We start from the raw sequence: 25836 nt of genomic DNA on the forward strand, positions 1-25836 counted from the left end.
CTTTTTTTGTTTGGGAAGTGGGTTGGAGTGATGGATATACTAAAAAAGTAATAAATAATAGCCGGTCGATTCAAGATCACATGACGCTGAGCTATGGAAGAATATGCCCGTATCGGGTACACTTCGGGTCAGTCCTTCGCTGTCCTGAAGCGGAAGGACTTTGCACGCTGGCAAGTCAGCGAGAGATTGCCTGACACAGCCTTGTGCAAAGCTGTGGAAGAGATGAAGCGTGGATTGATCGATGCCGATCTGGGTGGCTTGCTGTACAAGAAGCGGATTGGCCGTCCGGGTTCGGGCAAGAGCGGTGGCTACCGGACGCTCCTGTCAGCTCGAATCGGCGGACGTTATGTGTTCCTGCACGGTTTTTCCAAGAGCGAGAAGGCCAACATCACGCCAGAGGAACGAAAGGCGCTGCAGTTTGCCGGAAAGGTGTTTCTGGATCTCTCCCGCGAGGCATTGGCGAAGGCGTTGAAGGCGGGAGTGCTATTGGAGGTGCATTGTGAGCAAGATCATTGAGTCCCTGCGCGGTGACCTGGCTGCGCTGCATGAAGCAGGTGCCGTCAGCAAGGTGACGATGCGTCAGTTCGAAGCCATTTGCCCGCCCCCGGTCAGGGAGTTTGCTGCGGACGACATCAGGCGCCTGCGCGAAAGCCTGAAATTCAGCCAGCCGGTGTTCGCACTGCATCTGCACACCACGGCCTCGACCATACGCAAATGGGAGCAAGGAGAAACCAAGCCTGCCGGGCCGGCGCTCAAGCTTCTCAATGTCATTGCGGACAAGGGGCTGCAAGCCATCATCTGATTCCGGATGCGCTGTTTTCCTGCTTGTCGGAAGGCTGTGACGAAGGGTCTGGTTCAGTTCACCAGGCGCAGGCCGGAGAGGGGATATTCTTCCTCCTGCGCAGCAAGTCATCCCTGAAGCGGAAGCGTAATACTGACAGCCAACCCCGGCCGCGCATTGCGCACGGCAAAGCGTCCTCCATGCGCCTCGGCCACCAGCCTGCACAGATACAGCCCCAGCCCCACGCCTCCGCTGCTGCGCTGGCGGGCGCTGTCGGGGCGGTAGAAGGCCTGTGCCAGATGCGGCAGCTGTGCTTCCGGCACGCCGTCGCCATAGTCGCGCACTTCCAGCACCACATTTCCTCTGTCGCCGTGCGCAATCGACACGGCCGGCGACGTGTCAGACGGGCTGTGCCGCAGCGCATTGTCCAGCAGGTTGCGCAGCAGCAATTGCATGCGGGTACGGTCCAGATCGAGTAGCGGCAGATGCGGGTCTGCATTGACGGCAATTGCAGCCGCAGCCGGCTGCGCGCGGGCCAGTTCGGCCACGGCACCATGGGCCAGTTGCGCCAGATCGGTAGACTCGCGCTGCAGCAGGGCATGCGGCGTCGACAGGCGTTCGCTTTCCAGCAGGTCTTGAATCAGGTCGCGCATTAGCGCCAGATCGCGCAACAGGGCCTTGTGCGCGGTGCGTGCTTCGGCATCGTCCGGTTCGGGCAGCAGCTCCACATTCAGGCGTGCCCGCGTCAAGGGGCTGCGCAATTCGTGGCTGACCGCCAGCAGCAGGTCGCGCCGTGCGTCCAGCATCTGCCGAAGGTTGTCGGCCATGCCGTTCACCTCCTGCGCAAGGGTAGTCAGCTCATCGGCATTGCGCTCGTTGCCGGTGGCAATCGGCGTGCCGAAATCTCCCGTACCAAAGCGCCGCGCCCCGGCACTGATGCCCTGCAGCGGCAGCAGCATGCGGTGCACGCGCCAGTAGGCCAGCGCGGTCAAGAGCAGCAGGGCGGCGAGGGTGTACCAGAGGATGGGCGGCGGCCCGTCGCCACGCGCACCGGAAAAGCTCAGCCGAAACACGATGCGATGCCCGTCTGCCGTTTGTCGCGTGAAGAGCGAGGCATCGCGTTCATTGCGTGGCGCGACGCGGCGCCCGCGCGGGGGCTCCGAATCCCAGTTGGTGACGGGCCCGCTGATGTGGATGGCAATCGGCAGCCGCTGCGCCAGCGCCTGCGCGCGTGCCACATCGGGCAGGCTGCCAATGTCCGCCGCGAGGCGATCCACGTAGTCCATGGCCAGCGGCCGCACGGCGGCTTCCCAGCCTTGGTTGAAGCCCTTGCGGATGCCGCTGACAAACACCGCCGCAATGGCCAGGCCCAGCAGCAGGAACAGCAGCACCAGCCGCAGCCGCAGCGAATGCCGCCAGCGCAGCCAGCTGTGTCGGGCAGGGGCAGGGACGGCAGCAACAGGCGTGGAGGACGTCATGAGTTCAGGGCAGCAGAAGCAGCGTAGAGGATGTCATGAAGGCAGGGCAGCAGCCGCAAGCGTGGCGGATGTCATGAGGTCAGCGGCTGCAACGCCAGCGCATAGCCGGCATGGCGCACGGTGCGGATGCAGTCCAGCGGTTCCAGCTTCTTGCGCAGGCGGCTCACCACGATGTCCACCGCGCGGGTGTAGAGGTCGGCATCGTGCCCGCGCAGCGCAGCCAGAATGTCGTCGCGGCTGTGTACCTGGGCCGGCGCGCGCGCCAGCAACAGAAGCAGGTCGAATTCGGTGCTGGTCAGCTCCAGCGTTTCGCCCTGGCGCTTCGCCGTGCGCGTGACGGGATCCACTTCCAGACCCACGAAGCGCAGCGGGCCTTCCAGTGCGGCAGGCGAAGAAGGGGTCGTGCGCATGCGCCGCAGCACGGTCTGCAGCCGTGCCACCAGTTCGCGTGGCTCGAACGGCTTGGGCAGATAGTCATCCGCCCCCAGTTCCAATCCGACCACGCGGTCCATCACGTCGCCCCGCGCCGTCAGCATCACGATCGGCAGTGCGCTCTCGCGCCGGATGGTGCGGCACAGCTCGAAGCCGTCCATTTCCGGCAGCATCACGTCGAGGATGGCGGCATCGAAACCGCCGGCACGCAGCAGGCCCAGTCCTTCCGAGGGTGCAAACGCCTGCACCAGTTCCAGCCCAAAACGACGGAAATAGGCCGCCAGCGGCGGCCCCAGATCCGTATCGTCATCGATCAGCAGAATGCGTGCCATGTCGCTCATTGTGACATTCCGGTGCCAACATAGAGAGCAAGATGCCGGGGACACGATGCGGTTGCACGGTACGTCACCCCGGCTAGCATGCCCTTACATGCGACGACCGCGCTTCTGCTTCTGCATGAAGTCGCGCACCTTCTGCTGCTGCTCGGGGCGCAGGCTGTCATAGAAGTCGCCCATGGCGGCAATCACCTGCGGGCTGGCGGTGCGGATGGCCTCGGTCTTCTGCTGCACCAGGTTCTGGGCGCCGGTGCGGTCGAATTTCGGGCCGGCAATCAGCGCCTGGAATTCGGCACGCGGATTGTCCGCATTGCCGCGCAGGGCCTTGCGCTGCTGTGCCATCACTTCGCCCAAGGCGGCGAGCTTGGTCTTCTGGGTGGCGTCCAGGTCCAGACGGTCGGCCACGCGTTCGATCTGTTTGGCTCGCCAGGCGGTGGCATCGGCATCGCTCATGCTGCCCATGCCGTGATGGCGGGAAACGCCGCAGGCAGTCAGGCCGCCAACGACGAGGGTGATGCCGGCAAAGCCCAGCACTATGCGCTTGATCCAGGGTTTCATGGAAGCTCCTTCAGGAGAGGGTGGAACATGCCTCCATGGTGCCGGGGCACCCCGCCGCGGTCATCTCGGCTGGGTTTCGCTGTGTTTCGTTATATTTCAGCGCCAGCGCCAGCGCCAGCGCCAGCACTCAGCGGAAGTTCACCGTGACCGGTTTTGCGCCGGGCAGCCCTTCGTACTGCACCGTCACCTTCTGGCCGGCCTTGGGCGGGCTCAAGGGCGAGAAGGAACCGAGGCTCACGACCTGACCCGGCTGCAGTTGCAGACCCTGCTGGCGCAGTGCACCTGTGAGCCACACCACGGCGTTGAGCGGATGGCCGAGGGTATCGCTGCCCTTGCCGCTGGAAAGCACGCCGCTGGCATCGGACACGCGCACCGTCATGCCCTGCAGACCATCCAGCAGGCGCTGGCGGGCCGCTGCATCACGCGGCACGGCCATCGGTTGCCCCACCACGCCGAGGCGCGCGCCCACGTTGATGGCGCTCAGCGCTGTGCCGTTCAGCTTGGGTGGCGCTTCCACCATCAGGTCGGGCAGCTCGATGAAAGGAATCACCTGATCCACATTGGCAAGCACTTCCGCAGGTGTGCGCGCCTGGTTGATGGCGGCACTTTTCACTCGCACCAGCATGTCGGCCTCGAACAGCGGGCGGCTCCCGAAGGCCACCGGCACCGTGCTGCCGTTGCGCAGCAGCATGCGCTGGTAGAGCGCGCCCCAGACCGGCTCTGTGGTGTTGAAGCGCTTCTGCACGGCGGGATTGGTCAGCCCGGCCTTGTAGCCCACCAGCGGACCGGCCACGCTGGCCAGTTGCTGCTGCCACTTGGCACGGGTGCAGGCCGCGCTGGCGGCATCGAGATTGGCGGGAGGGTTGGCTGTGGGACGGTGCGCCAGATAGTCGACGAGCCACTGCTTGACCTGGGCATCGCCAAGGCAAGGCGCCGGCGCGGCAGGCGGTTGCGCAACGGGCGTTGCAGGCGCAGGTTTGGTGGCACAGCCGCCCAGCGCCAGCAGGCTGGCGCCCGCAATCAGCAGGGGGAGGGCGAAGGGATGACGCAGAACAGTCATGGCGGGCTTCCGGGAGTGGTCGATCCGGAAAATTCTAGAAAGCCGCCACGCGTCGGCCTATCCGCCACAACCCTGAGGAAACACGGAGCAATGCGGCTTCAGGTAAAAAGTACATATAGAATACTAAAGGTTTATTTTAAAGGAGTTGTCGCATGCGTAGAAATCAATGGGTAGGTAGTTTGGTGATCGGTCTGGGTTTGGGAATGGGCGCATCCGCCGCCGTTGCGGCGCCAGCGCTGCCTGCGGCGGTGAAGGCGCACGTGGCCGACATGCGTGCCAGTTGCAAGGATGCGGGCGGGCGCCCCGGCCGTTCACCGGAACTGGTCCAGATCGCCGATGTGACGGGCGATGGCCGCGCGGATTACGTGATCAACGAAGGCGCATTCGACTGCGTTGGCGCGGAATCGTATTTCTCCGGTGGTTCTGGTGGCTCGTCCGTCAGTGTGTATGTCAGTGACACGACAGGCTCGGCCAAACAGGCGTTCACGCATGGTGTTTTCGGGGTCCACATGGAGCGCAGCGGGCAAACAGCGCGCGTCTGGCTGGGCGTTGGCGGCCCGCTCTGCGGCCAGAAGCAGTTCCGCTCTCGCGCCGAAGCAGAAGATTGCTGGCGTCCGCTGCAGTGGAAGGGCGGCAAGCTGGACTTTGCGCCGGTAAGCCAGAAGCGCCCGTATTCGGCCTTTGCCACACCCTGAGCTGCCAGACTGATCCTTCCGCCAAGCAGAGGGGCTTGAGGCGATCGTGTCGGATCGCACTGACACGCAGCACCGCCACTGGCCGATACGCCACTGCAGCCGGGCTCAGCACAATGCAGGACATGCAAGCACTTCAAGGAGAAAAAACATGTCCTTCCTGCTCTACATGATCGGTTTCCTGATCGTCATCGGCGGTCTCGCCTGGGGCGCAACCGTGGCCGGCGTACCGCAGCTGTACATCATCATCGGTGCCGTGGTCCTGCTGGGCATCGGTATCCTGACAGCGGTGTCCAACACGCGCCATCGCGATCCGCCGAACTAAGGGAAAAGGGGAGAGGGCGACGGTCGTACCCCTCCACATGGCACGCAGAGAAGCGCTATACTTGTATAGCGTTTTTCCATTGCTTGAGGACTGAACATGCTGGCCATTCGCCTGCCCCCCGAAATCGAAGCACGTCTTGCCGCTCTGGCCGAAGCGACCGGGCGCACAAAGACCTTCTATGCCCGTCAAGCCATTCTCGAGCATCTGGATGATCTGGAAGACACCTATCTGGCCGAGCAGCGACTGATTGCCATCCGTGCCGGAAAAACCAGAACGGTCCCGCTGGAAGACGTGATCAGGCGCCATGGCCTGGAGGATTGAGTTCGATCCTGCGGCCGAACGCGAACTCGGCAAGATTGACCGGCAAGCGGCACGCCGTATCGTGCTATTCCTGCGCGACAGGGTGGCTGCGCTGGACAACCCGCGCAGTATTGGCGAAGCACTCAAGGGGTCCAGGCTCGGTGCCTTCTGGAAGTATCGGGTCGGGGATTACCGGATCATTGCCAGCATCGAGGACGGATTGCTGCGCATCCTGATCGTGCGCATCGGCAATCGCAAGGAGGTCTACAAGAAGTAGGTCGCATCAAAGGCGCAACCTGCTGCGCCTTCACGCAAGGGATTCAGCGCGGCAGCCCGCCCCCGGGCGGAAATCCACCCCCCGGAAAGCCGCCACCCCCCATGCCGCCCAGCCCGCCCAGGCCCTTCATGCCTCCCATGCGGCGCATCATCTTCATCAGGCCGCCGCCCTTCATCTTCTTCATCATTTCCTGCATCTGCTCGAACTCCTTGAGCAGACGGTTCACTTCCTGCACCTGCACGCCGGCACCCGCGGCAATACGGCGCTTGCGCGTGGCCTTGATCAGGTCGGGCTTCTTGCGCTCCTGTGGCGTCATGCTGCAGATGATGCCTTCCTTGCGCTTGATGTCCTTCTCGGCACGGTCCAGATCGCCCGGCTTGGCGTTGGCGGTGATCTGCGTCGGCAGCTTGTCCATCAGGCTGGACAGGCCCCCCATCTGCTTCATCTGCTGCAGCTGGCCGAGGAAGTCGTTCAGGTCGAAAGTGTCGCCCTTCTTGACCTTGGCAGCCAGCTTCTGCGCCGCTTCCATATCGACGCCGGAGGTCACCTGCTCCACCAGCGCCACGATGTCGCCCATGCCCAGAATGCGGCCGGCGTGGCGTTCGGCGTCGAACTGCTCCAGGCCGTCCATCTTCTCGCTGATACCGGCGAACTTGATGGGCGCATCGGCAATCTTGCGCACCGACAGCGCTGCACCACCGCGCGAGTCGCCGTCCAGCTTGGTCAGCACCACGCCCGTCAGCGGCAGCGCCTCCTTGAACGCCTTGGCGGTGTTGGCCGCATCCTGACCCTGCATGGCATCCACCACCAGCAGCGTTTCCACCGGACTGACGGCGCCATGCAGTGCCTTGATCTCGGCCATCAGCGCTTCGTCGATGGCCAGGCGGCCGGCCGTATCCACCAGCAGCACGTCGATGTAGTGCCGGCGCGCATAGTCGAGCGCGGCGCGGGCAATGTCCACCGGCTTCTGGTCGGGCGAGCTGGGGAACCACTCGGCGCCCACCTGCTGCGTCACGGTCTTGAGCTGCTCGATGGCGGCCGGGCGATACACGTCGCCGGACACCGTCAGCACCTTCTTCTTGCGCTTCTCGATCAGGTACTTGGCCAGCTTGCCGGTCGTCGTCGTTTTACCCGCACCCTGTAGACCCGCCATCAGGATCACCGCCGGAGGCTGCACCGACAGGTTCAGGTCGCTGATGCCCTCGCCCATGGTGGCGGCCAGTTCGCGGTTGACGATACCGACCAGTGCCTGGCCGGGCTTAAGCGAGCCGAGGACTTCCTGGCCCATGGCCTTGTCCTTGACGCGGGCAATGAAGTCCTTCACCACCGGCAGCGCCACGTCGGCCTCGAGCAGCGCCATGCGCACTTCGCGCAGCATGTCCTGCACGTTGCTTTCGGTGATGCGCGCCTGTCCGCTCAGGTTCTTGACGAGGCGCGAGAGTTTGTCGGTGAGTGCGGAAGCCATGGGGCAGGGCGCTTTCGGAAGGGGAGATGTGCGGCCAGGGAAAAAGCAGCAGGCAGACGGCAGGGATTTGACGCGGAGCAAACCCGCCTGCTACAGGCAATGGCCGGAGAAGATAAACTGTAGTCCATGATTGTAGCCAGTGCCCAGTCTTACGTCCCCATATTGACCTTTGCCAGCGCGCTCGCCTATCTGGCGGCGGCGGGAGTGTGTCATGGCCGTACGCAACTGAGCCGCGGCGGCGCCGTCCTGCTGGGGGTGGCGGCCCTGCTGCATGCGGTGGTGATCGGCCTCGGCCTGACCAATCCGCCGCGCTTCGGTTTCGGCCCGGCCCTGTCGATGACGGCCTGGCTGGCCCTGCTGGCTTATGCGATCGAGAGCATCAATTACCCGCTGCTGCAGCTGCGCTGGCGGCTGGCCGTGACCGGCGCCGTGACGGTGCTGCTGGCATGGTTGTTCCCGGGCGCGCCTTTCAAGACGCCGTCTTCCGACCTGCTGCCGCTGCACCTTGCGCTGGGGCTGGCCTCTTACGGACTGTTTGCCGTGGCCGTGTGGCACGCGTGGCTGATGACCCGGGCCGAGGCGCGCATGCGCGAAGGTCCTGCGCTGCTGCGCGAGGGCGCCGACGAAGGCCCGCGCATGCTGCCCCTGCTCACGCTGGAGCGCCTCACCTTCCACTTTGTCACGCTGGGTTTCGTGTTGCTCACCATCACCATCCTGCAGGGCTGGTTCTTCAGTGAGCAGCTCTATGGGGCCATCACCAGCAGCCAGTGGCGCTGGAGCCATAAGACCATCTTCTCGCTGCTCTCCTGGGTGGTGTTCGCGGCCCTGCTGTGGGGGCGCCACAGCCTGGGCTGGCGCGGACAGCGTGCCGTGCGCATGGTCTATGCCGGTGCTGGCCTGCTACTGCTGAGCTACGTGGGCTACCACTTCGTGCTCGAGGTGATACTGCGCCGTGGCTGAAGCCTGTTGCCTCGCCTCTGATCCGCCAGCCTGGACTTCATGGGCGGCTTTCGCACTGGCGCGTTGGCACCGGGCCATGCCTGATTCCTTTCACTTTGCTGCAAGTCCGTGCCGCGCGCGACGCCTGCAGCCAACCCGACCCTACCGATGAAATACCTGGTGGTGCTGGCGGTCGTCGCGATCGCCTTCTGGATATGGAACAGCAAGCGCAAGGATGCACTGCGCGAGCGCCGTGCCGCGCAGGCGCCGCGCGTGCCGCAGGCCACCGTGCGCTGCGCCCACTGCGGCGTGCACGTGGTGCGGCAGGAGGGCGTACAGCACGATGGCCAGTGGTTCTGCAGCAAGGACCATGCCCGCAAGGGCGCGCGCAGCCCGGCGGAACACAGCGGGGCTTCCTCGTGAAGCGTTTCGGCACCATGCCCCGTCCGCGTCCGGCTGCTCTGGCGGAGCGAACCGCTCCATGAGACAGCTGCTCTGGGACCACGGCTGGTACCGTCACGCCACGCATCAGCCCTCCCCCAACTTCGGCCCGCGCCCCGCAGGTGCCAGCATCGACCTGCTGGTAGTGCACTCCATCAGCCTGCCGCCCGGCCAGTATGGCGGCCCGGAAGTGCTGCAACTGTTCGCCAACACGCTGGACTGGGACGCCCATCCCTATTTCCAGCAGATCCGCGGCCTGGAAGTGTCCAGCCATTTCCTGATCCGGCGCGATGGCAGCCTGTGGCAGTTCGTCAGCTGTGACGACCGTGCCTGGCATGCCGGTGCCTCCTGCTGGCGCGAGCGCAGCAACTGCAACGACGACTCCATCGGCGTGGAGCTGGAGGGACTGGAAGGCGAGACTTTCGAGCCGGCCCAGTACCAGGCACTGGCCGAACTGGGCGAAGCCATCCGCCTGCAATACCCGCTGGCCCACGTTGCGGGCCACGAGCACATTGCTCCCGGCCGCAAGCTGGATCCGGGTCCGGGCTTTGACTGGGCCCGGCTGCAGCAGCTCACGCACTGGCCGCGTGCGTGGTTCCCGCCTGAGGTCGCCGTCTGACTGATGCCGGGTGAGCCTGCCTGCTGGGTTTTCCGGGCTTCCTGCACGGCAGCTTGCTGGCAGATAAACCCTGAATTTTCAGGGTTTAAAGTCAATGCTACCGCCCCCGTCTCCGTAGAAAATCCCCCCGCTTCCGCCCCTTTTCCGGGCTGGCGCGGGCACGCCCCTTCTTTGGGGGAACGAGGCTTGTCGAGCCTCGGAAGGCAAATGGAGAGTCTGACCAAAAAACAGTCAAAAACACCATTGATAGTGTTTACATTTATTTATGACACTAGATATGTGGTTATGATTGCCCTCACGTGCTTTCCTGATTTCCCGTCATGTCCTTGCGCCAGAAGTCGGCAAGGGCACCCGGGGCAGGGCGCGGCTCTCCGGCAGCGCAGTGCAGGGAGGGGCCGGGCCTGGTAAGGCAGGCAACCCCCATTCCCTCCGCCGTCGCTGCGCCGGCCGCTCACGCAGGAAGCTCCCATGTCAGCCACGCTTGACCCCATCACGTCCGCTCCACAAACGCCAATGCGTCCCATTCCATCTGTGGGAGAGGCCGCCAGCGCTTCCCCTTACGCCCACTACCAGATCATCCGCCGCAATGGCGCCGTGGTGCCGTTCGAGCCGCAGAAGATCGCGGTGGCCATGACCAAGGCCTTTCTGGCGGTGCATGGTTCGCAGGGTGCCGCATCCAGCACCGTGCGCGAGGTGGTCGAGCAGCTGACGCAGAGCGTGGTCAAGGCGCTGCTGCGTTCGCGTCCCAGCGGCGGCACCTTCCACATCGAGGATGTGCAGGACCAGGTCGAGCTGCAGCTGATGCGCAGCGACTACCACGAAGTCGCCCGCGCCTATGTGCTGTACCGCGAAAAGCGCGCCCAGGAACGCGCCCAGCACCAGGCGGCCCCACAGGCCACTGCGCCGGTGCTGCATGTGGTGGACAATGGTGTGCGCGTTCCGCTGGACGAGGCCGCGCTGCGCAGCCTGATCACCAGCGCCTGCGCCCGGCTCGGTACCGAGGTGCAGCCCGATGCCATCATCAGCGAAACCCTGCGCAACCTCTATGACGGCGTGCCGCTGGCGGAAGTGCACAAGGCTGCCATCCTCGCCGCACGCACCAAGATCGAACTGGATCCGGACTACACCTATGTCACCGCGCGCCTGCTGCTGCAGACCATGGCACGCGAGGTGCTGGGCGAGGAGGTCACGCGCGAGCGACTGGCTGCGCGTTATGCCGACTACTTCCCGCAGTTCATCAAGCAGGGAGTGGAGGCCGAACTGCTGGACGAAAAACTGCTGCAGTTCGACCTGAAGCAGCTCGGCGCCGCCCTTAAGCCCGAGCGCGACGACCAGTTCGACTACCTCGGCCTGCAAACCCTGTACGACCGCTACTTCCTGCACGTGAAGAAGCGCCGCATCGAGCTGCCACAGGCCTTCTTCATGCGCGTGGCCATGGGGCTGGCGCTGAACGAGATCGAGCGCGAGGCGCGTGCCATCGAGTTCTACGAGGTGCTGTCCTCCTTCGACTTCATGAGCAGCACGCCCACGCTGTTCAACAGCGGCACGCGCCGTTCGCAGCTGTCCAGCTGCTACCTCACCACGGTGCCGGACGATCTGGACGGCATCTACGAAGCCATCAAGGAAAACGCGCTGCTGTCCAAGTTCGCAGGCGGTCTGGGCAACGACTGGACGCGCGTGCGCGCCCTGGGCAGCCACATCAAGGGCACCAATGGCGAGTCGCAGGGCGTGGTGCCCTTCCTGAAAGTGGTGAATGACACGGCCGTGGCGGTGAACCAGGGCGGCAAGCGCAAGGGCGCGGTCTGCACCTATCTGGAAAGCTGGCACCTCGATATCGAGGAGTTTCTGGAGCTGCGCAAGAACACCGGCGACGACCGCCGCCGCACGCACGACATGAACACCGCCAACTGGATTCCCGACCTGTTCATGCGCCGCGTGATGGAGAAAGGCCAGTGGACGCTGTTCTCCCCGTCCGACGTGCCCGACCTGCACGACAAGTTCGGTGCCGAGTTCGAACAGGCCTACGTCGCCTACGAAGAGAAGGCCGCGCGCGGAGAGATCAGCCCGAGCAAGACCCTGCCTGCCGTGGACCTGTGGCGCAAGATGCTGTCCATGCTGTTCGAAACCGGCCATCCCTGGATCACCTTCAAGGATGCCTGCAACGTGCGCAGCCCGCAGCAGCACGTGGGCGTGGTGCACTCCAGCAACCTGTGCACCGAAATCACGCTCAACACCAACGACAACGAGATCGCCGTCTGCAATCTGGGCTCGGTCAACCTGCTGCAGCATCTCATGGATGGCGACAATGGCAAGCAGCTGGACCACGCCAAGCTGCGCAAGACCATCGCCACCGCCATGCGCATGCTCGACAACGTGATCGACATCAACTACTACGCGGTGAAGAAGGCGCGCGATTCCAACCTGCGCCACCGCCCGGTGGGGCTGGGCCTGATGGGCTTCCAGGATGCGCTCTACGCCCTGCGCGTGCCTTATGCCAGCGATGCAGCCGTGCAGTTTGCCGACCAGTCCATGGAAGCCATCTGCTACTACGCCTATGAGGCCTCCAGCGCGCTGGCCGAAGAGCGCGGCCGCTACAGCAGCTACCGTGGCTCATTGTGGGACCAGGGCATTCTGCCGCTGGACAGCCTGAACCTGCTGGAGCAGGCGCGCGGCGGCTATGTGGAGGTGGACCGCAGCAGCACGCTGGACTGGGAAGTCCTGCGCGCCCGCATCCGCCAGCACGGCATGCGTAACTCCAACTGCGTGGCGATTGCGCCCACCGCCACCATCAGCAACATCATCGGCGTCGACGCTTCCATCGAACCGTGCTTTGGCAACCTGTCGGTCAAGAGCAATCTGAGCGGCGAGTTCACCATCATCAATGCGGCGCTGGTGCGCGACCTCAAGCGCCTCGGCTTGTGGGACGAAGTGATGGTGATGGACCTCAAGCACTTCGACGGCTCGCTGCGCCAGATCGACCGCGTACCGGAGGAGCTGAAGGCCCTTTACGCCACGGCGTTTGAAGTGGAGCCGCAGTGGCTGGTCGAGGCCGCCTCGCGTCGCCAGAAGTGGATCGACCAGGCGCAAAGCCTGAACATCTACATCGCCGGTGCCAGCGGCAAGAAGCTGCACGACACCTACACCCTGGCTTGGCTGCGCGGACTCAAGACGACCTACTACCTGCGCACCATGGCCGCCACGCATGCCGAGAAGTCGACCATCAAGGCCGGCAAGCTCAATGCCGTGTCGTCCGATGCGGGGGGCAATGGCATCGTGATGAGCGGCGCCATGCAGGCGGCTACGGCACAGGCGGGCCAGCAGCCCGCCGAGGCTGCCACCGACGTGCGCTTCTGCGCCATCGACGACCCGGGCTGCGAAGCCTGCCAGTGAGTTTCAGGTGCCGCGCCTGCTTTCGCGGCCTTTTTCAAGGAGCACGATCATGAGCATTGCCTTCATCGAGACCGCGCGTTTCCCGAGCCAGTTTGCTGCCGTCGAATGGTCGGCGGCTGCCAGCAGCCCCGAACTGGCGGTGTACCGCCTGCTGTCCGAAGACTGGCCGCCGGCCGGCCGCGGCTGCGACTACATCGCCGTGGCGCGCAGTTCGCAAGCCGTCTACTCCTATTCGCCGCAGCAGCCCGACCAGCTGGGCGAGCCGGTGGATCACCTGCTGTCCATCGGCCCGCTGGCCTGGGTCTGAAGTGGCCGCCGGATGCGCTGCCCGGCATCCGGCATTTCCCCAATTTCCACGCGCTTTTGCCTGCACAGGCGTTTCAGGCGTTGCCTGAATGCGTAACCCCTTTCATAATCAGAAAACAGGACATTCACCATGCTGACTTGGGACGACGAAGCTGCGCTCGCAGACGCCTCACCGACAACCTCTCCTGCTGCCGCACACCCCCAGCAAGCGGCGGCGGCCCTGTCCTCTCCGCAATGGGCAACGCACACCCGGCAGGCGGTGTTTGCTCCCGAGCTGGCTCCCCATGCCTTTGCCGGTGCACCGGCATTTCCGGTGCGCCAGCATGGAATGGAGCAGCAGGCGTCTGGCGACGTTGCTGCTCAACCCGCAGCTGGCACGGGTGCCGCAGCTTTCGGAACAGTGCTGTCTTCCATCCAGGCGGATGCGGCTCCCGGCAACGCCATCCAGTTCGCTGTCTCCCACGCCGCCCACCGCGTCAATGCTGCCGACAAGCGCATCATCAACGGCCACACCGACGTCAACCAGCTGGTGCCCTTCAAGTACAAGTGGGCCTGGGACAAGTACCTCGCCACCTGCGCCAACCACTGGATGCCGCAGGAAGTGAACATGACGCGCGACATCGCGCTCTGGAAAGATCCCAACGGCCTGACCGAAGACGAGCGCCGCATCGTCAAGCGCAACCTGGGCTTCTTTGTCACGGCCGATTCGCTGGCTGCCAACAACATCGTGCTGGGCACCTACCGCCACATCACGGCGCCCGAATGCCGCCAGTTCCTGTTGCGCCAGGCCTTCGAGGAGGCGATCCACACGCATGCCTACCAGTACATCGTCGAGTCGCTCGGGCTGGACGAAGGCGAGATCTTCAACGCCTACAACGAGATCGCGTCCATTCGCAACAAGGACCAGTTCCTCATCCCCTTCATCAACGCGCTGACCGACCCGGATTTCAGCACCGGCACGCCCGAGGCCGACCAGCTGCTACTCAAGTCGCTGATCGTGTTCGCCTGCCTGATGGAAGGCCTGTTCTTCTATGTCGGCTTCACGCAGATCCTGGCGCTGGGCCGCCAGAACAAGATGACCGGCGCGGCCGAGCAGTACCAGTACATCCTGCGCGATGAATCCATGCACTGCAACTTCGGCATCGACCTGATCAACACCATCAAGCTCGAGAACCCGCACCTCTGGACCGCCGACTTCAAGGACGAGATCCGCGCCCTGTTCCGCGAGGCGGTCGAGCTCGAATACCAGTACGCTGAAGACACCATGCCGCGTGGCGTGCTCGGCCTCAATGCATCCATGTTCAAGGGCTACCTGCGCTACATCGCCAACCGCCGCGCGACGCAGATCGGCCTGGAAGAACTGTTCCCGAACGAAACCAATCCATTCCCGTGGATGAGCGAGATGATCGACCTGAAGAAGGAGCGCAACTTCTTCGAAACCCGCGTGATCGAGTACCAGACGGGGGGAGCGCTCTCATGGGAATGAAGTCCGTACACAATTGAGGCCTTCCTGACGCAGGCACCGGCCCGAGGGGCGGTGCGTCGGCAGGCAGTCCAACCACATTCAAGGCGCGCATCCCTGCAGGGGGTGGGCGCCCTGGGTCGTTTCCGGTGTTCCGTGCCGCCGGAAGCGCTGCTTGCCGCACGCTGATACCCCAAGGAGACCCTGATGGCCACTGCCAAGAAACCGGCTACCCCCAAGACCACCGCTGCCAAGGCGGACGACACCACCACTGCCACCACCGCCACCACCGCCACCACCGCCACCACCGCCACCGCCACCGCCACCACCGCCACCGCCACCACCGCCACCGCCAAACCGGCGGCCGCGCGCAAGACCACGGTGGCCAGTAGCGCTGCTGCGACTGCGGTGAAGACCGCTGCGCCGGCAAGGGCGGCTGCTGCCAGCAAGCCTGCGGCGAGTACCAAGGCGGCCGCGCCCAAGGCCGCAGCGAAGCCCGCCACGTCGGCGGCCAGCAAGGCGAAAGCCGGCGGTGCCAAGAGTGCAACGGCTGCTGCAAGCGCAGCTCCCGCCAAGGCAGCGACGCCTGCCAAAGCGACGGCGAAGCCTGCTGCCAGCAAGGCGGCAGCCAAGCCCGCGGCAGCCAGCGCGACTGCCACCAAGTCCCCCGCAGCCAGCAAGGCTACCACCAAGCCCGCCGCAAACAGCAAGACAGCGGCTGCAGCTACACCCGCCGCCGCCAAGGTAAGCACGACCAAGGCTGCTGCAAGCAAGACGACTGCGGCAGCGAAGCCTGCCGCATCTGCTGCCAAGACGGCAGGCGCCACCAAGGCAGCTACAGCTGCGGTGAAAGCCGCACCTGCCAAGGCAGCGCCGAAGGCGACAGCCACCCGGACAACAGCCGACAACAAAGCAACTGCCACCAAGGCAGCAGCAGGCAAGGCCGCCGCCAACCCGGCAGCCAGCGCTGACGCGGTGGCCAAACCGGCTGCGAAGAAGGCGGTCGCCCCGGCCAAGGCAGCAGGCACTGCCGCTTCAACCAAGGCCAGCGCAACAGCTTCCAGGACCACGGCCAAGGCTGCGACTGCCAAGCCGGCTGCAACGAAGGCTGCGGCACCCAAGGCAGCGGCACCCAAGGCAGCGGCACCCAAGGCAGCTGCCGCCAAGAAACCCGCCACCCGCACGGGCGCCAGCAAGGCAGCAACGCCCAAGGCCGCTGCTCCGAAGGCCGCTCCCGCAGCCAAGACCCAGCTCAACCCGCAGGCGGCCTGGCCGTTCCCGTCCGGCCGCAAGCCCTGAACGCAGACGCTTCAGGGCTCTGATGCGTTGACATGATTCGGGTGCCGTTGGCAAGCGCGGCGCCCGGAGTTGCCGCTTTCATCCGCAGGGAGGAAGGCGGCTTTGTTGTGCCTGAAGCAGCATCTCAGGCAGATGCCACCGGGGATCAGCAGGCAGCGACAGCCTCAGCGTCCACCTGGTAGTTCTGCGGCCCGCGATGCGCCACCTTGAGCGCACCCATGTAGTTGCCCAGACGCGCACAGCGCACCAGATCCCAGCCCTGTTCCAGCCCGTGCAGCAGCGCGCCGCGCCAGGCATCGCCACAGCCGGTGGGATCAACCACGGCTGTCGGAGCTACAGGCGGTACCACTTCACAATTGCCATCACGCCAGACTTCGCAGCCGGCCTCGGCCAGCGTCACCACCAGGCCACGCAGCTGGCGCGACAGCGCCGCACGGTCGTAGCCCAGCTTTTCGCACAGCAGCAGGGCTTCGTACTCGTTCAGCGTGGTCCAGGTCGCCAGATCGATCAGGCGCTGCAGTTCCTCTGCATTGAACAGCGGCATCCCCTGGCCCGGATCGAACACGAAGGGAATGCCGGCCGCATGCAGCTGTTCGGAGTGCTGCTGCATGGCTTCCTTGCCGTTGGGCGACACGATGGCCACGGCAATCGGCTTGTCCTGCGGCACCGGATTCAGATGCGCCTGGGCCATGGCACCGGGGTGGAAAGCGGTGATTTGGTTCTGGCGGTTGTCCGTCACGATGGTGCACTGGGCCGTGTAGCAGTCCTGGGCCACGGCAATGTGCTCGGTGGAAATGCCGAGCTGGCGCAGACGCTCCAGATAGTGCCCGCCATCCTGTCCCACAGTGGCCAGCGGCAGCGGCGTGCCCCCGAGCTGGCGCACGGCGTAGGCGATATTGCCGGCGCAGCCGCCGTAATCGCTGCGCATCTGCGGCGTCAGAAAGGACACGCTCAGCTTGTCGAGCTGGTCGGGCAGGATGTGCTCGGCAAAGTGGCCGCCGAATTCGAGGATGTGGTCAAAGGCGACGGAGCCGGAAATCAGGATGGACATGGGTCAGAACGGAAAAGCCGGGCAATGCCGGGTCAGACAGGAGAAAAGGGAGTGGGGGCAGGGGAGACGCCGGGAGCCCGGTGGGGACTCCTGGCATCCTGTGGCGGCTGCCGCAAGAGCGGCAAGAGCCGCAAGAGCCGCAAGTACGCACGCGAGGCCTGCAAGTTGTGCTGCGGAGCGTCACTGCCTAATGGGCGTTCAGGCCGGCTTGCGCCCCGTCATCAGGATCCAGCCGTCTTCGCTGTCGGCCACCTCCAGCGCAATATAGGGCGCATAGGCTTGCTTCAACTCGTCGGCCTGGCGCTCCAGAATACCGGCCAGCACGAGATGGCCACCGGCAGCCACATGCGCCACCAGCAGCGGCGCCAGCACCTTCAGCGGCGTGGCCAGAATGTTGGCCAGCACGGTCTGGTAGCGGCCGTTGGCCGGGTCCACCAGATCCGGCAGGCCGGCGTTCAGCGTCACATGGTTGCTGTCGGCGTTGATGCGCGTCGATTCCACTGCGGCCGGGTCGATGTCCACCGCATCGATCTGCGTGGCACCGAATTTGGCCGCACCGATCGCCAGAATGCCCGAGCCGCAGCCATAGTCCAGCACCGTGCCCAGCTTGCCTGCATCGCCCGGCTGGCCGTTGCGCGCAATCCAGCGCAAGCACATGCGCGTGGTGGGATGGGTGCCGGTGCCAAAGGCCAGACCCGGATCCAGACGGATCACCTGCTTCGCCTCCGCAGGCGGCTCGTGCCAGCTCGGCACGATCCAGAACTCCTGCGTGATGTCCACCGGCGCGAACTGCGACTGCGTCAGGCGCACCCAGTCCTGCTCGGGCACGTTCTGCACGCCCACGATGGTGGATCCGCCAAAGAAGTCCTGCAACTGCAACAGGCGCGCCGCCTCACGTGCCGGCTCCTCCTGCGCAAACAGGGCGACCAGCAGCGAGCGCTGCCAGCCCTCGCGCGGCGCCGGCATGCCCGGCTCGCCGAACAGCGGCTGCTCGGCTTCGGTATGGGCGTCGGCATCTTCCACCGACACGCTCAGTGCGTCCAGCGCATCCAGCGCTTCGCAGATCACGTCGACATCGGCTTCGGGACAGAGCAGGCGCAGTTCGTACATGGCAACCTCGGGGTATCAATCAGGAAAAAGACCCGCTCGGAGGCGGGTCGTAGCAGGTGGCAGGATCAGCGTTCGCGCTGGTGCAGCCACTCTTCCAGGTAGTGGATGTTGGTGCCGCCCTCGACAAAGCGGGCGTCCACCATCAGCTCGCGGTGCAGCGGGATGTTGGTGTTGATGCCTTCCACCACGATCTCACCCAGGGCAGTGCGCATGCGCGCCATCGCCTGCTCGCGCGTGTCGCCATGCACGATCAGCTTGCCGATCATGGAGTCGTAGGTCGGCGGCACGAAATAGTTGGTGTAGACATGGCTGTCCACGCGCACGCCGGGGCCGCCCGGGGGATGCCAAGCCGTGATGCGGCCGGGCGAGGGAATGAACTTGTAGGCGTCTTCGGCGTTGATGCGGCACTCGATGGCGTGGCCGCGCGACTGCTGCAGGATCTGGCGCTGCGTGAACGGCAGTTTCTCGCCCGCCGCAATCTGGATCTGGGCGCGCACGATGTCGATGCCCGTCACCATTTCCGTCACCGGGTGCTCCACCTGCACACGCGTGTTCATCTCGATGAAGTAGAACTCGCCGTTCTCGTACAGGAATTCGAAGGTGCCGGCGCCACGGTAGCCGATCTTGCGGCAGGCAGCGGCGCAACGGTCGCCGATGCGCTCCAGCGCGCGACGGTTGATGCCCGGCGCCGGTGCTTCCTCGATCACCTTCTGGTGGCGGCGCTGCATGGAGCAGTCGCGCTCGCCCAGATAGACCGCGTTGCGATGCGTATCGGCCAGCACCTGGATCTCGATATGGCGCGGGTTCTGCAGGAATTTCTCCATGTAGACCGCGGGGTTGCCGAAGGCGGTGCCGGCTTCGGCCTTGGTCATGGCCACGGCGTTGATCAGCGCTGCCTCGGTATGCACCACGCGCATGCCGCGACCACCGCCGCCACCGGCAGCCTTGATGATGACCGGATAGCCGATCTGCTTGGCAATGCGCTTGATCTCGGCCGGATCTTCGGGCAATTCACCGTCGGAACCGGGCACGCAGGGCACGCCGGCCTTGATCATGGCGTGCTTGGCCGACACCTTGTCGCCCATGATGCGGATCGATTCGGCGGTCGGGCCTATGAAGGCAAAGCCGCTCTTTTCCACGCGCTCGGCAAAGTCGGCGTTCTCGCTCAGGAAGCCGTAACCCGGGTGGATGGCCTCGGCATCCGTCACTTCGGCCGCCGAAATGATGGCCGGCATGTGCAGATAGCTTTGGGCGGAGGGGGCCGGGCCGATGCAGATGGCCTCGTCGGCCAGCTTCACGTACTTGGCTTCACGGTCGGCCTCGGAATACACCATGACCGCCTTGATGCCCATTTCCTTGCAGGCGCGCTGGATGCGCAGGGCGATCTCTCCACGGTTGGCGATCAGAATTTTCTTGAACATGCGTGTTTCTCCTGCCGCTCCCGACCTCCTGGCGCCGCACTGTGCGGCGCGGGGGAGTGGCCTGCCCGGCCAGTTTCAGGGGTCTCTGCGGCAAAGCACCGGGCGCTCAGGCGGGCTGCGGTGCATCCAGGGCAGGAAGTGCCGCCAGCCATCGGGCCGGCAGCGGAAAGGACTTACTCGATGGTGAACAGCGGCTGGCCGAACTCGACGGCATCGCCGTTCTCGCACAGGATCTGCGTCACGGTGCCGGCCTTGTCGGCCTCGATCTCGTTCAGGATCTTCATGGCTTCGACGATGCACAGGGTATCGCCTTCCTTGACGGTGCTGCCCACTTCGACGAAGGGCTTGGCGCCGGGGCTGCTGGCACGGTAGAAGGTGCCCACCATGGGAGACTTGACGCTGTGGCCGGCCGGAGCAGCGGCCGCAGCGGGTTCGGCAGCGGCTGCCGGGGCTGCTGCAGGTGCGGCCGGAGCAGCTGCCATCGGCATGGCCTGCTGCATGGGCATCATGGGCGCGTAGCCCTGCACCATGGCGCCGCCGCCCTTGACGATGCGAACCTTGCCCTCGGCTTCGGTGATTTCGAGTTCGGAAACGTTGGATTCAGACACCAGATCAATCAGGGTCTTGAGTTTGCGTAGGTCCATGTGGGTCTTTCAGGCTGTAGGCTGCGTTAACGTCGAAATGTAGCGTAAAACCACGCATCTTCGGTGATTTTTCGTCAATCATGCGCCAAGTTGTGCTTGCGCAATCGCAGCGGGAGGAATCCGGGTACAGGCGTGTGCTGGACGCACGGCACTGGATATGCGGCTATTTTACCCGCAGATGGCTTCCGTAATTATGATTTTGCCACTTGCACCAGTCCGGCCCAGCGCGTGAGCGTCTTCTGGTCCACCTCGCCGAGGCGGTGTTCCAGGGCCTCGCCCTCGGCATTGAACAGCACGCTGAAGGGCAGGGCATTGCGGTTGTTGCCCAGCGGCTGGGCCAGTCCCATGCCGGCATCGCCCGCCAGCAGCACCGGAAAATCCAGTGGGCGGCCACGCAGGAAACGCTGCACGGCTTCCGGCCGGTCGACAGCAATACCGAGCATTTGCAGGCCGTTATCGCGATGTTGCTGGTAGAAGGCATCCAGCAGGGGCAGCTCGCGGATGCAGGGCGGGCACCAGGTGGCCCAGAAGTTCACCAGCAGGGGCTTGCCACGGAAAGTCTCGAGCGCCACCGTGCCGTCGCCCTGGGGCGGCGCAAGACGATGGCTCCACCAGTCAGATGGGGGTTGCGGCACCGAAGGCGTGGCGCCAAATCGCCAGGCCGCCACACCGGCTGCGCCCAGACCGGCCGCTGCCACCGCCCATCCCAGCCAGCCACGACGCGTTGGAGAGGAGGCGGGGGCTTTCTTGGACGATGTCATGGCGATAGGAGATGAATCAGGTCAGAAGAGGGCTAGCTGGCTGCGTCCGGCTGCATGCGCTCGCGCAACTGGGCCGCATTGCCGCGCGGACGGCGGCCCTGGCTGTCAGGCTGCAGGGCACCGCGCTGGGCGAGCGTATCGTTCACCAGCAGATGCACGCCCACATCCTCGCCCAGGCCTTCGCACCAGGCATGAATGCTCAGCGCGTCGGTCGCACCTTGCAGCCCGCTTACACGGGTTGCCTCATAGTCTACACCTTGATTAAGTAACACGATTTCTACGGCTTTTGGATCATCGCTGAACAGCTGCAGGTAGATATCGCTCAGGCGTGTGGCCGTGCCATGCCAGATGGCGCCGCCGATCAGGGGCTGGAACTCCTGCAGCCGGTCCATCCAGACCAGTGCCAGATCGCGCAGGGCGGCCAGTTCGGCCGGCTGGGTGTCGGCGCAGAACAGCGCGATGTACTCGCGCACCGCGGCTTCCAGCGACTCGTTGTCGGGCAGAGCGGTGCGGGCCGGCAGCTTCAGCTGCTTGACGGCCCGGTGCTTGGCCGCCCCGTATTCCAGCCCTTCTTCCACCACCAGACGGGCTGCCGTCTGCAGCAGCTCCGTCTCAAGCAGGCCGTTCATGGCTCAGCCCCTGGTGGCCAGTTGTTCCAGCAGTTGGCCGTGGATGCCGCCAAAGCCGCCATTGCTCATGCACAGCACATGGTCGCCTGGGCGCGCGGCTGCCAGCACCTGGGCGATGGCAGAGGGCACATCGGTTGCAACCTGTGCACGCGCGCCCATCTCGGCCAGCGCTTCGCCGGCATCCCAGTCCAGCCCGCCGCTGTGGCAGATGGCCAGATCGGCCTGTTCCAGGCTCCAGGGCAGCTGCGACTTCATGGTGCCCAGCTTCATGGTGTTGCTGCGCGGCTCGAACACGGCCAGGATGCGGTCGTCCTTGCGGCCTTCGGCATCCAGCTTGCGGCGCAGGCCGTCCACGGTGGTGCGGATGGCGGTCGGATGGTGTGCAAAGTCGTCGTACACGGTGATCAGGCCACCGTCGCGCTCCACGGTGCCGCGCACTTCCATGCGGCGGCGGGCGTTGGCAAAACGGCCCAGGGCCTCGGCCGCCACGGCAGGGTCCACACCCACATGGGCGGCTGCGGCAATGGCTGCCAGCGCGTTGAGCTGGTTGTGCACGCCGCTCCAGGCCCATTGCACGCGGCCCACCGGCTTGCCCTGGTGCAGCACGGCAAAGTCATGCGGCTCGCCTTCGGCGGTGTAGTCGCTCACGGCGCTGCCAAAGGTCTGCACCGGACTCCAGCAGCCCTGATGCAGCACGCGCGTCAGCGATTCTTCCAGCCCGTTGGCCACCACGCAGCCGGTGGAGGGCACGGTACGCACCAGATGGTGGAACTGGCGCTCGATGGCGGCCAGGTTGTCGAAGATGTCGGCGTGGTCGAATTCGAGGTTGTTCAGGATGGCCGTGCGCGGGCGATAGTGCACGAACTTGCTGCGCTTGTCGAAGAAGGCCGTGTCGTATTCGTCGGCCTCGATCACGAAGTAGTTGCGCGCATGGCCCGGCACCACTTCACCCAGACGGGCAGACACGCCAAAGTTCAGCGGTACGCCCCCCACCAGAAAGCCCGGCTGCAGGCCGGCAGCTTCCAGCACCCAGGCCAGCATGGCGCTGGTGGTGGTCTTGCCGTGCGTGCCGGCCACGGCCAGCACATGGCGGCCCTGCAGCACATGCTCGGACAGCCACTGTGGCCCGCTGGTATACGGCAGGCCCTGATCCAGAATCGCTTCCATCAGCGGGAACTTGGGCGTGCCATCGTCCAGCCGGGCGCGGCTGACCACGTTGCCGATGACGTACATGTCGGGCTGCAGCGCAGTCTGGTCGGCGCCGAAGCCTTCGATCAGGTCGATGCCGAGCGCGCGCAACTGGTCGCTCATGGGCGGATAGACGCCGGCGTCGCAACCGGTGACCTTGTGACCCGCCTCGCGGGCGAGCGCCGCGACACCGCCCATGAAGGTGCCGCAAATGCCGAGAATGTGGATATGCATGGCTGGCATTGTAGGCGCTGCCAACCCTGCCAGCCGGCCTCAGGAAAAGTCCGGCGCCATGTCCTGCGGGGGGTGCTGGTCCAGCCAGGCCTGCTCCTCGGGCGTGAACACGCGCGAGCGGGTATGGAAGGCCTTGCCGGTCGGCTCCTCCAGCGAGAAGGTGCCGCCACGTCCGTCGATCACGTCGAGGATCAGTTGCGTGTGCTTCCAGGTCTCGAACTGGGTCTTGCTGATGTAGAAGGGCACGCCGCCCACTTCGCCCAGCTTCAGATCGCGGATGCCGACGGTGAGGTCGGTGGGCAGGTAGCAGTTGGCCGCGCTGTTGTCGCAGCAGCCGCCGGACTGGTGGAACATCAGCTCGCCATGTTCCTGCTGCAGTTGCCGGATCAGCGCCAGCGCTTCGGGGGTGGCAATGACACGTTCGACCATGATGTGCTCCTCGTTGTTGGCCCCGGGCAGCCCCGGGGCGAACTGGCCGGCGACGACTCCCCCGCAGGAGAGTAGTCGCCGGCTGCAGGCAACTTGCCCGGCGCTCCCGTCCCCGATCAGGGCAAGGCGCGGGAGCGCCCGGGCGGCTGCGACCTCAGAAGAAGCCCAGCTTGTTCTCGCTGTAGCTCACCAGCAGGTTCTTGGTCTGCTGGTAGTGCGCCAGCATCATCTTGTGGTTCTCGCGGCCGATGCCGGATTCCTTGTAGCCACCGAAGGCCGCATGAGCCGGGTAGTGGTGGTAGCAGTTGGTCCAGACGCGGCCGGCCTTGATGCCGCGGCCCATGCGGTAGGCGATGTTGCCGTTGCGGCTCCACACGCCGGCGCCCAGGCCGTAGATGGTGTCGTTGGCAATGGCCAGCGCTTCGGCCTCGTCCTTGAAGGTGGTCACGGCCAGCACAGGGCCGAAGATTTCCTCCTGGAACACGCGCATCTTGTTGTGGCCCTTGAACAGCGTCGGCTGGATGTAGTAGCCGCCGGCCAGGTCACCCGGCATCTGGGCGCGTTCGCCGCCGCACAGCACTTCGGCACCTTCCTGCTTGCCCAGGTCCAGATAGGAGCCGATCTTGGTCACCTGTTCTTCGGAGGCCTGCGCGCCCAGCATGGTCTCGGTGTCCAGCGGGTTGCCGTGCTTGATGGAAGCGATGCGCTGCAGGCAGCGCTCGATGAAGCGGTCGTAGATGGATTCCTGGATCAGCGCACGCGACGGGCAGGTGCAGACTTCGCCCTTGTTGAAGGCAAACAGCACCAGGCCTTCCACTGCCTTGTCCAGATAGGCATCGTCCCGGTCCATCACATCCTCGAAGAAGATGTTGGGCGACTTGCCGCCCAGCTCCAGCGTGGCCGGAATCAGGCTGTTGGCAGCGGCCTGGGCAATCACGCGGCCGGTGGAGGTGGAGCCGGTGAAGGCGATCTTGGCAATGCGCGGGCTGGAGGCCAGCGTCATCCCGGCCGCGCGGCCCGAGCCGTTCACGATGTTGAGCACGCCCGGCGGCAGCAGGTCGGCAATCAGCTCCATCAGCACCAGAATGCTGGTGGGCGTGGCCGAAGCCGGCTTGAGCACGATGCAGTTGCCGGCAGCCAGCGCGGGCGCCAGCTTCCACGCCGCCATCAGGATCGGGAAGTTCCAGGGAATGATCTGGCCCACCACGCCGAGCGGCTCATGGAAGTGGTAGGCGATGGTGGTGGCGTCGATCTCGGAGATGCCGCCTTCCTGCGCGCGGATGCAGCCGGCAAAGTAGCGGAAATGGTCGGCAGACAGCGGAATGTCGGCCGCCATGGTCTCGCGGATCGGCTTGCCGTTGTCCACGGTTTCGGCATAGGCCAGCTTTTCCAGATTGGCCTCGATGCGCTCGGCAATTTTGATCAGGATGTTGCTGCGTTCGGTGGTGGAGGTCTGGCCCCACTTGTCCTTGGCGGCATGGGCGGCGTCCAGCGCCAGCTCGATGTCTTCTGCCGTGCCATCCGGCACCTGGCAATAGGACTTGCCGGTGATGGGGGTGACGTTGTCCGCGTACTTGCCTTTCACGGGGGGCGTCCACTGCCCGTTGATGAAGTTCTCGTAGCGGGCCTTGAATTGCACCGGGGCGCCGTCCTGGCCGGGAGCGGGATAGATCATGGCTGGTCTCCTGTCTGAAAAGGAAAGGAAGCCCTGCACGAACAGCACGTCCGTGCAGGGTCAGGATCCAGCATAGCGGCAGACGTTTGCTGCGTGTCCGCCTTTCAGGGAAAGTCCCGAGCAGCGAAATGCAAGCGTCTGCAAGCGCGCCCGTCTGCAGGGGCGCGCGTCAGGACATCAGAAGGAGATGGCGGTGTTCTCGGCGTCGATGACGATCACGTCCTTGGCCAGGGCCGCGCGGGCTGCGCTGGCGAAGGACTGGGCCCAATCGGCATTGGCAAAGCCGCTGGGACCGGCAGCCTGGGCCACGCGCACCACCTTGTCGGCGTTCAGCACCTTGCCGGAGCCGCGAATCGGTTCGCATTCCATGCGCGTGAACTCGCCGTCCAGCCACTGGCGTGCGGCGTGGGAATCCATCTGCGGCACGTGTTCCAGCGGCAGCACGAATTCGTCGCGCGCATTGAATTTGACCTTGAGTTCGCTTTGCATGGTTGTCTCCGGAATATGTTCTGGTGTGAGGCGTGCCGCAGCCATG

28 protein-coding genes are annotated in these 25836 nt (G+C 64.9%); 13 read left to right on the forward strand and 15 right to left on the reverse strand.

The window, feature by feature from the left end; genetic code table 11:
- The first annotated feature begins 93 nt into the window (after positions 1-93).
- Positions 94-516 (forward strand): type II toxin-antitoxin system RelE/ParE family toxin, encoded by a 423-nt coding sequence (locus BMW28_RS01245; RefSeq protein ID WP_091812976.1) that lies wholly within the window; start codon positions 94-96, stop codon positions 514-516.
- Positions 500-802 (forward strand): helix-turn-helix domain-containing protein, encoded by a 303-nt coding sequence (locus BMW28_RS01250; protein ID WP_091812978.1) that lies wholly within the window; start codon positions 500-502, stop codon positions 800-802. Before BMW28_RS01245 ends, BMW28_RS01250 begins: the two co-directional genes overlap by 17 nt.
- Before the next feature lie 107 nt (positions 803-909).
- On the opposite strand, the gene BMW28_RS01255 is transcribed toward BMW28_RS01250, so the two are convergent.
- From BMW28_RS01255 to BMW28_RS01270, 4 genes are all read right to left on the reverse strand, one after another.
- Positions 910-2259: a HAMP domain-containing sensor histidine kinase gene (locus BMW28_RS01255; protein WP_091812980.1), complete on the reverse strand. Its 1350-nt coding sequence runs from the start codon at positions 2257-2259 to the stop codon at positions 910-912.
- 71 nt (positions 2260-2330) lie between these two features.
- Positions 2331-3023, reverse strand: a complete 693-nt coding sequence (locus BMW28_RS01260) for a response regulator transcription factor (RefSeq protein ID WP_091815304.1) — start codon at positions 3021-3023, stop codon at positions 2331-2333.
- 93 nt (positions 3024-3116) lie between these two features.
- Positions 3117-3584: a Spy/CpxP family protein refolding chaperone gene (locus tag BMW28_RS01265; RefSeq protein ID WP_091812982.1), complete on the reverse strand. Its 468-nt coding sequence runs from the start codon at positions 3582-3584 to the stop codon at positions 3117-3119.
- 127 nt (positions 3585-3711) lie between these two features.
- On the reverse strand, positions 3712-4644 hold the full coding sequence (locus BMW28_RS01270) for a 2-keto-4-pentenoate hydratase (protein ID WP_234969926.1): 933 nt from the start codon (positions 4642-4644) through the stop codon (positions 3712-3714).
- Between the two features lie 203 nt (positions 4645-4847).
- On the opposite strand from BMW28_RS01270, the gene BMW28_RS01275 reads away from it, so the two are divergent.
- The 4 genes from BMW28_RS01275 (at position 4848) to BMW28_RS01285 (ending at position 6238) form a co-directional block, all read left to right on the forward strand.
- On the forward strand, positions 4848-5339 hold the full coding sequence (locus BMW28_RS01275; RefSeq protein ID WP_091812983.1) for a hypothetical protein: 492 nt from the start codon (positions 4848-4850) through the stop codon (positions 5337-5339).
- Between the two features lie 148 nt (positions 5340-5487).
- Positions 5488-5661 carry a SoxR reducing system RseC family protein gene (locus BMW28_RS12980; protein WP_143280527.1) on the forward strand — a complete coding sequence of 58 codons (174 nt, stop codon included), beginning with the start codon at positions 5488-5490 and terminating at the stop codon, positions 5659-5661.
- Between the two features lie 96 nt (positions 5662-5757).
- Positions 5758-5982: a type II toxin-antitoxin system RelB family antitoxin gene (gene relB, locus BMW28_RS01280; RefSeq protein WP_091812985.1), complete on the forward strand. Its 225-nt coding sequence runs from the start codon at positions 5758-5760 to the stop codon at positions 5980-5982.
- Positions 5966-6238: a type II toxin-antitoxin system RelE family toxin gene (locus BMW28_RS01285; protein WP_091812986.1), complete on the forward strand. Its 273-nt coding sequence runs from the start codon at positions 5966-5968 to the stop codon at positions 6236-6238. The genes relB and BMW28_RS01285 overlap by 17 nt, the downstream gene beginning before the upstream one ends.
- A gap of 43 nt (positions 6239-6281) precedes the next feature.
- Here the strand turns inward: BMW28_RS01285 and ffh are convergent, their stop codons facing one another.
- Complete coding sequence (gene ffh, locus BMW28_RS01290) at positions 6282-7703, reverse strand: signal recognition particle protein (RefSeq protein ID WP_091812988.1); 1422 nt, start codon at positions 7701-7703, stop codon at positions 6282-6284.
- A 126-nt stretch (positions 7704-7829) separates the two neighbouring features.
- Here ffh and BMW28_RS01295 point away from each other — a divergent pair, with 126 nt between their 5' ends.
- From BMW28_RS01295 to BMW28_RS13090, 7 genes are all read left to right on the forward strand, one after another.
- Entirely contained in the window at positions 7830-8663 is an 834-nt protein-coding gene (locus tag BMW28_RS01295) for a cytochrome C assembly family protein (protein WP_091812990.1), read from the forward strand.
- A 147-nt stretch (positions 8664-8810) separates the two neighbouring features.
- Positions 8811-9065 carry a PP0621 family protein gene (locus BMW28_RS01300; protein ID WP_091812992.1) on the forward strand — a complete coding sequence of 85 codons (255 nt, stop codon included), beginning with the start codon at positions 8811-8813 and terminating at the stop codon, positions 9063-9065.
- Positions 9066-9123: 58 nt separating this feature from the next.
- Complete coding sequence (gene ampD, locus BMW28_RS01305) at positions 9124-9702, forward strand: 1,6-anhydro-N-acetylmuramyl-L-alanine amidase AmpD (protein WP_091812994.1); 579 nt, start codon at positions 9124-9126, stop codon at positions 9700-9702.
- Positions 9703-10215: 513 nt separating this feature from the next.
- Entirely contained in the window at positions 10216-13092 is a 2877-nt protein-coding gene (locus BMW28_RS01310) for a ribonucleoside-diphosphate reductase subunit alpha (RefSeq protein WP_234970018.1), read from the forward strand.
- A gap of 49 nt (positions 13093-13141) precedes the next feature.
- A complete protein-coding gene (locus BMW28_RS01315; protein WP_091812998.1) occupies positions 13142-13399 on the forward strand; it encodes a hypothetical protein in 258 nt (85 codons plus the stop codon).
- A 327-nt stretch (positions 13400-13726) separates the two neighbouring features.
- Entirely contained in the window at positions 13727-14884 is a 1158-nt protein-coding gene (locus BMW28_RS01320; protein ID WP_407640936.1) for a ribonucleotide-diphosphate reductase subunit beta, read from the forward strand.
- A gap of 183 nt (positions 14885-15067) precedes the next feature.
- Complete coding sequence (locus BMW28_RS13090) at positions 15068-16159, forward strand: hypothetical protein (protein ID WP_143280528.1); 1092 nt, start codon at positions 15068-15070, stop codon at positions 16157-16159.
- A 145-nt stretch (positions 16160-16304) separates the two neighbouring features.
- Here BMW28_RS13090 and BMW28_RS01330 read toward each other — a convergent pair whose 3' ends face one another.
- From BMW28_RS01330 to BMW28_RS01375, 10 genes are all read right to left on the reverse strand, one after another.
- Positions 16305-17210 carry a carbohydrate kinase family protein gene (locus BMW28_RS01330; RefSeq protein ID WP_091812999.1) on the reverse strand — a complete coding sequence of 302 codons (906 nt, stop codon included), beginning with the start codon at positions 17208-17210 and terminating at the stop codon, positions 16305-16307.
- A 198-nt stretch (positions 17211-17408) separates the two neighbouring features.
- Positions 17409-18320 carry a 50S ribosomal protein L11 methyltransferase gene (gene prmA / locus BMW28_RS01335; RefSeq protein WP_091813002.1) on the reverse strand — a complete coding sequence of 304 codons (912 nt, stop codon included), beginning with the start codon at positions 18318-18320 and terminating at the stop codon, positions 17409-17411.
- 65 nt (positions 18321-18385) lie between these two features.
- The gene (accC, locus tag BMW28_RS01340; protein ID WP_091813004.1) at positions 18386-19741 is read right to left on the reverse strand and encodes an acetyl-CoA carboxylase biotin carboxylase subunit; all 1356 of its coding nucleotides are present in this window, start codon (positions 19739-19741) and stop codon (positions 18386-18388) included.
- Between the two features lie 173 nt (positions 19742-19914).
- Positions 19915-20385 (reverse strand): acetyl-CoA carboxylase biotin carboxyl carrier protein, encoded by a 471-nt coding sequence (gene accB, locus BMW28_RS01345; protein ID WP_091813006.1) that lies wholly within the window; start codon positions 20383-20385, stop codon positions 19915-19917.
- A gap of 191 nt (positions 20386-20576) precedes the next feature.
- Positions 20577-21146, reverse strand: coding sequence for a TlpA disulfide reductase family protein (locus BMW28_RS01350; protein WP_234969929.1), 570 nt, complete (start codon positions 21144-21146; stop codon positions 20577-20579).
- A 32-nt stretch (positions 21147-21178) separates the two neighbouring features.
- A complete protein-coding gene (locus BMW28_RS01355; RefSeq protein WP_091813008.1) occupies positions 21179-21775 on the reverse strand; it encodes a hypothetical protein in 597 nt (198 codons plus the stop codon).
- Positions 21776-21778: 3 nt separating this feature from the next.
- A complete protein-coding gene (mpl, locus tag BMW28_RS01360) occupies positions 21779-23197 on the reverse strand; it encodes a UDP-N-acetylmuramate:L-alanyl-gamma-D-glutamyl-meso-diaminopimelate ligase (protein ID WP_091815313.1) in 1419 nt (472 codons plus the stop codon).
- A gap of 39 nt (positions 23198-23236) precedes the next feature.
- Positions 23237-23626 carry a DUF779 domain-containing protein gene (locus BMW28_RS01365; RefSeq protein WP_091813010.1) on the reverse strand — a complete coding sequence of 130 codons (390 nt, stop codon included), beginning with the start codon at positions 23624-23626 and terminating at the stop codon, positions 23237-23239.
- A gap of 154 nt (positions 23627-23780) precedes the next feature.
- On the reverse strand, positions 23781-25301 hold the full coding sequence (exaC, locus tag BMW28_RS01370) for an acetaldehyde dehydrogenase ExaC (protein WP_091813011.1): 1521 nt from the start codon (positions 25299-25301) through the stop codon (positions 23781-23783).
- 177 nt (positions 25302-25478) lie between these two features.
- Positions 25479-25790, reverse strand: coding sequence for a hypothetical protein (locus BMW28_RS01375; protein ID WP_091815316.1), 312 nt, complete (start codon positions 25788-25790; stop codon positions 25479-25481).
- Positions 25791-25836 lie beyond the last annotated feature (46 nt).

Source organism: Allobrachymonas denitrificans DSM 15123 (assembly GCF_900110225.1).
Lineage (GTDB): Bacteria > Pseudomonadota > Gammaproteobacteria > Burkholderiales > Burkholderiaceae_C > Brachymonas > Brachymonas denitrificans.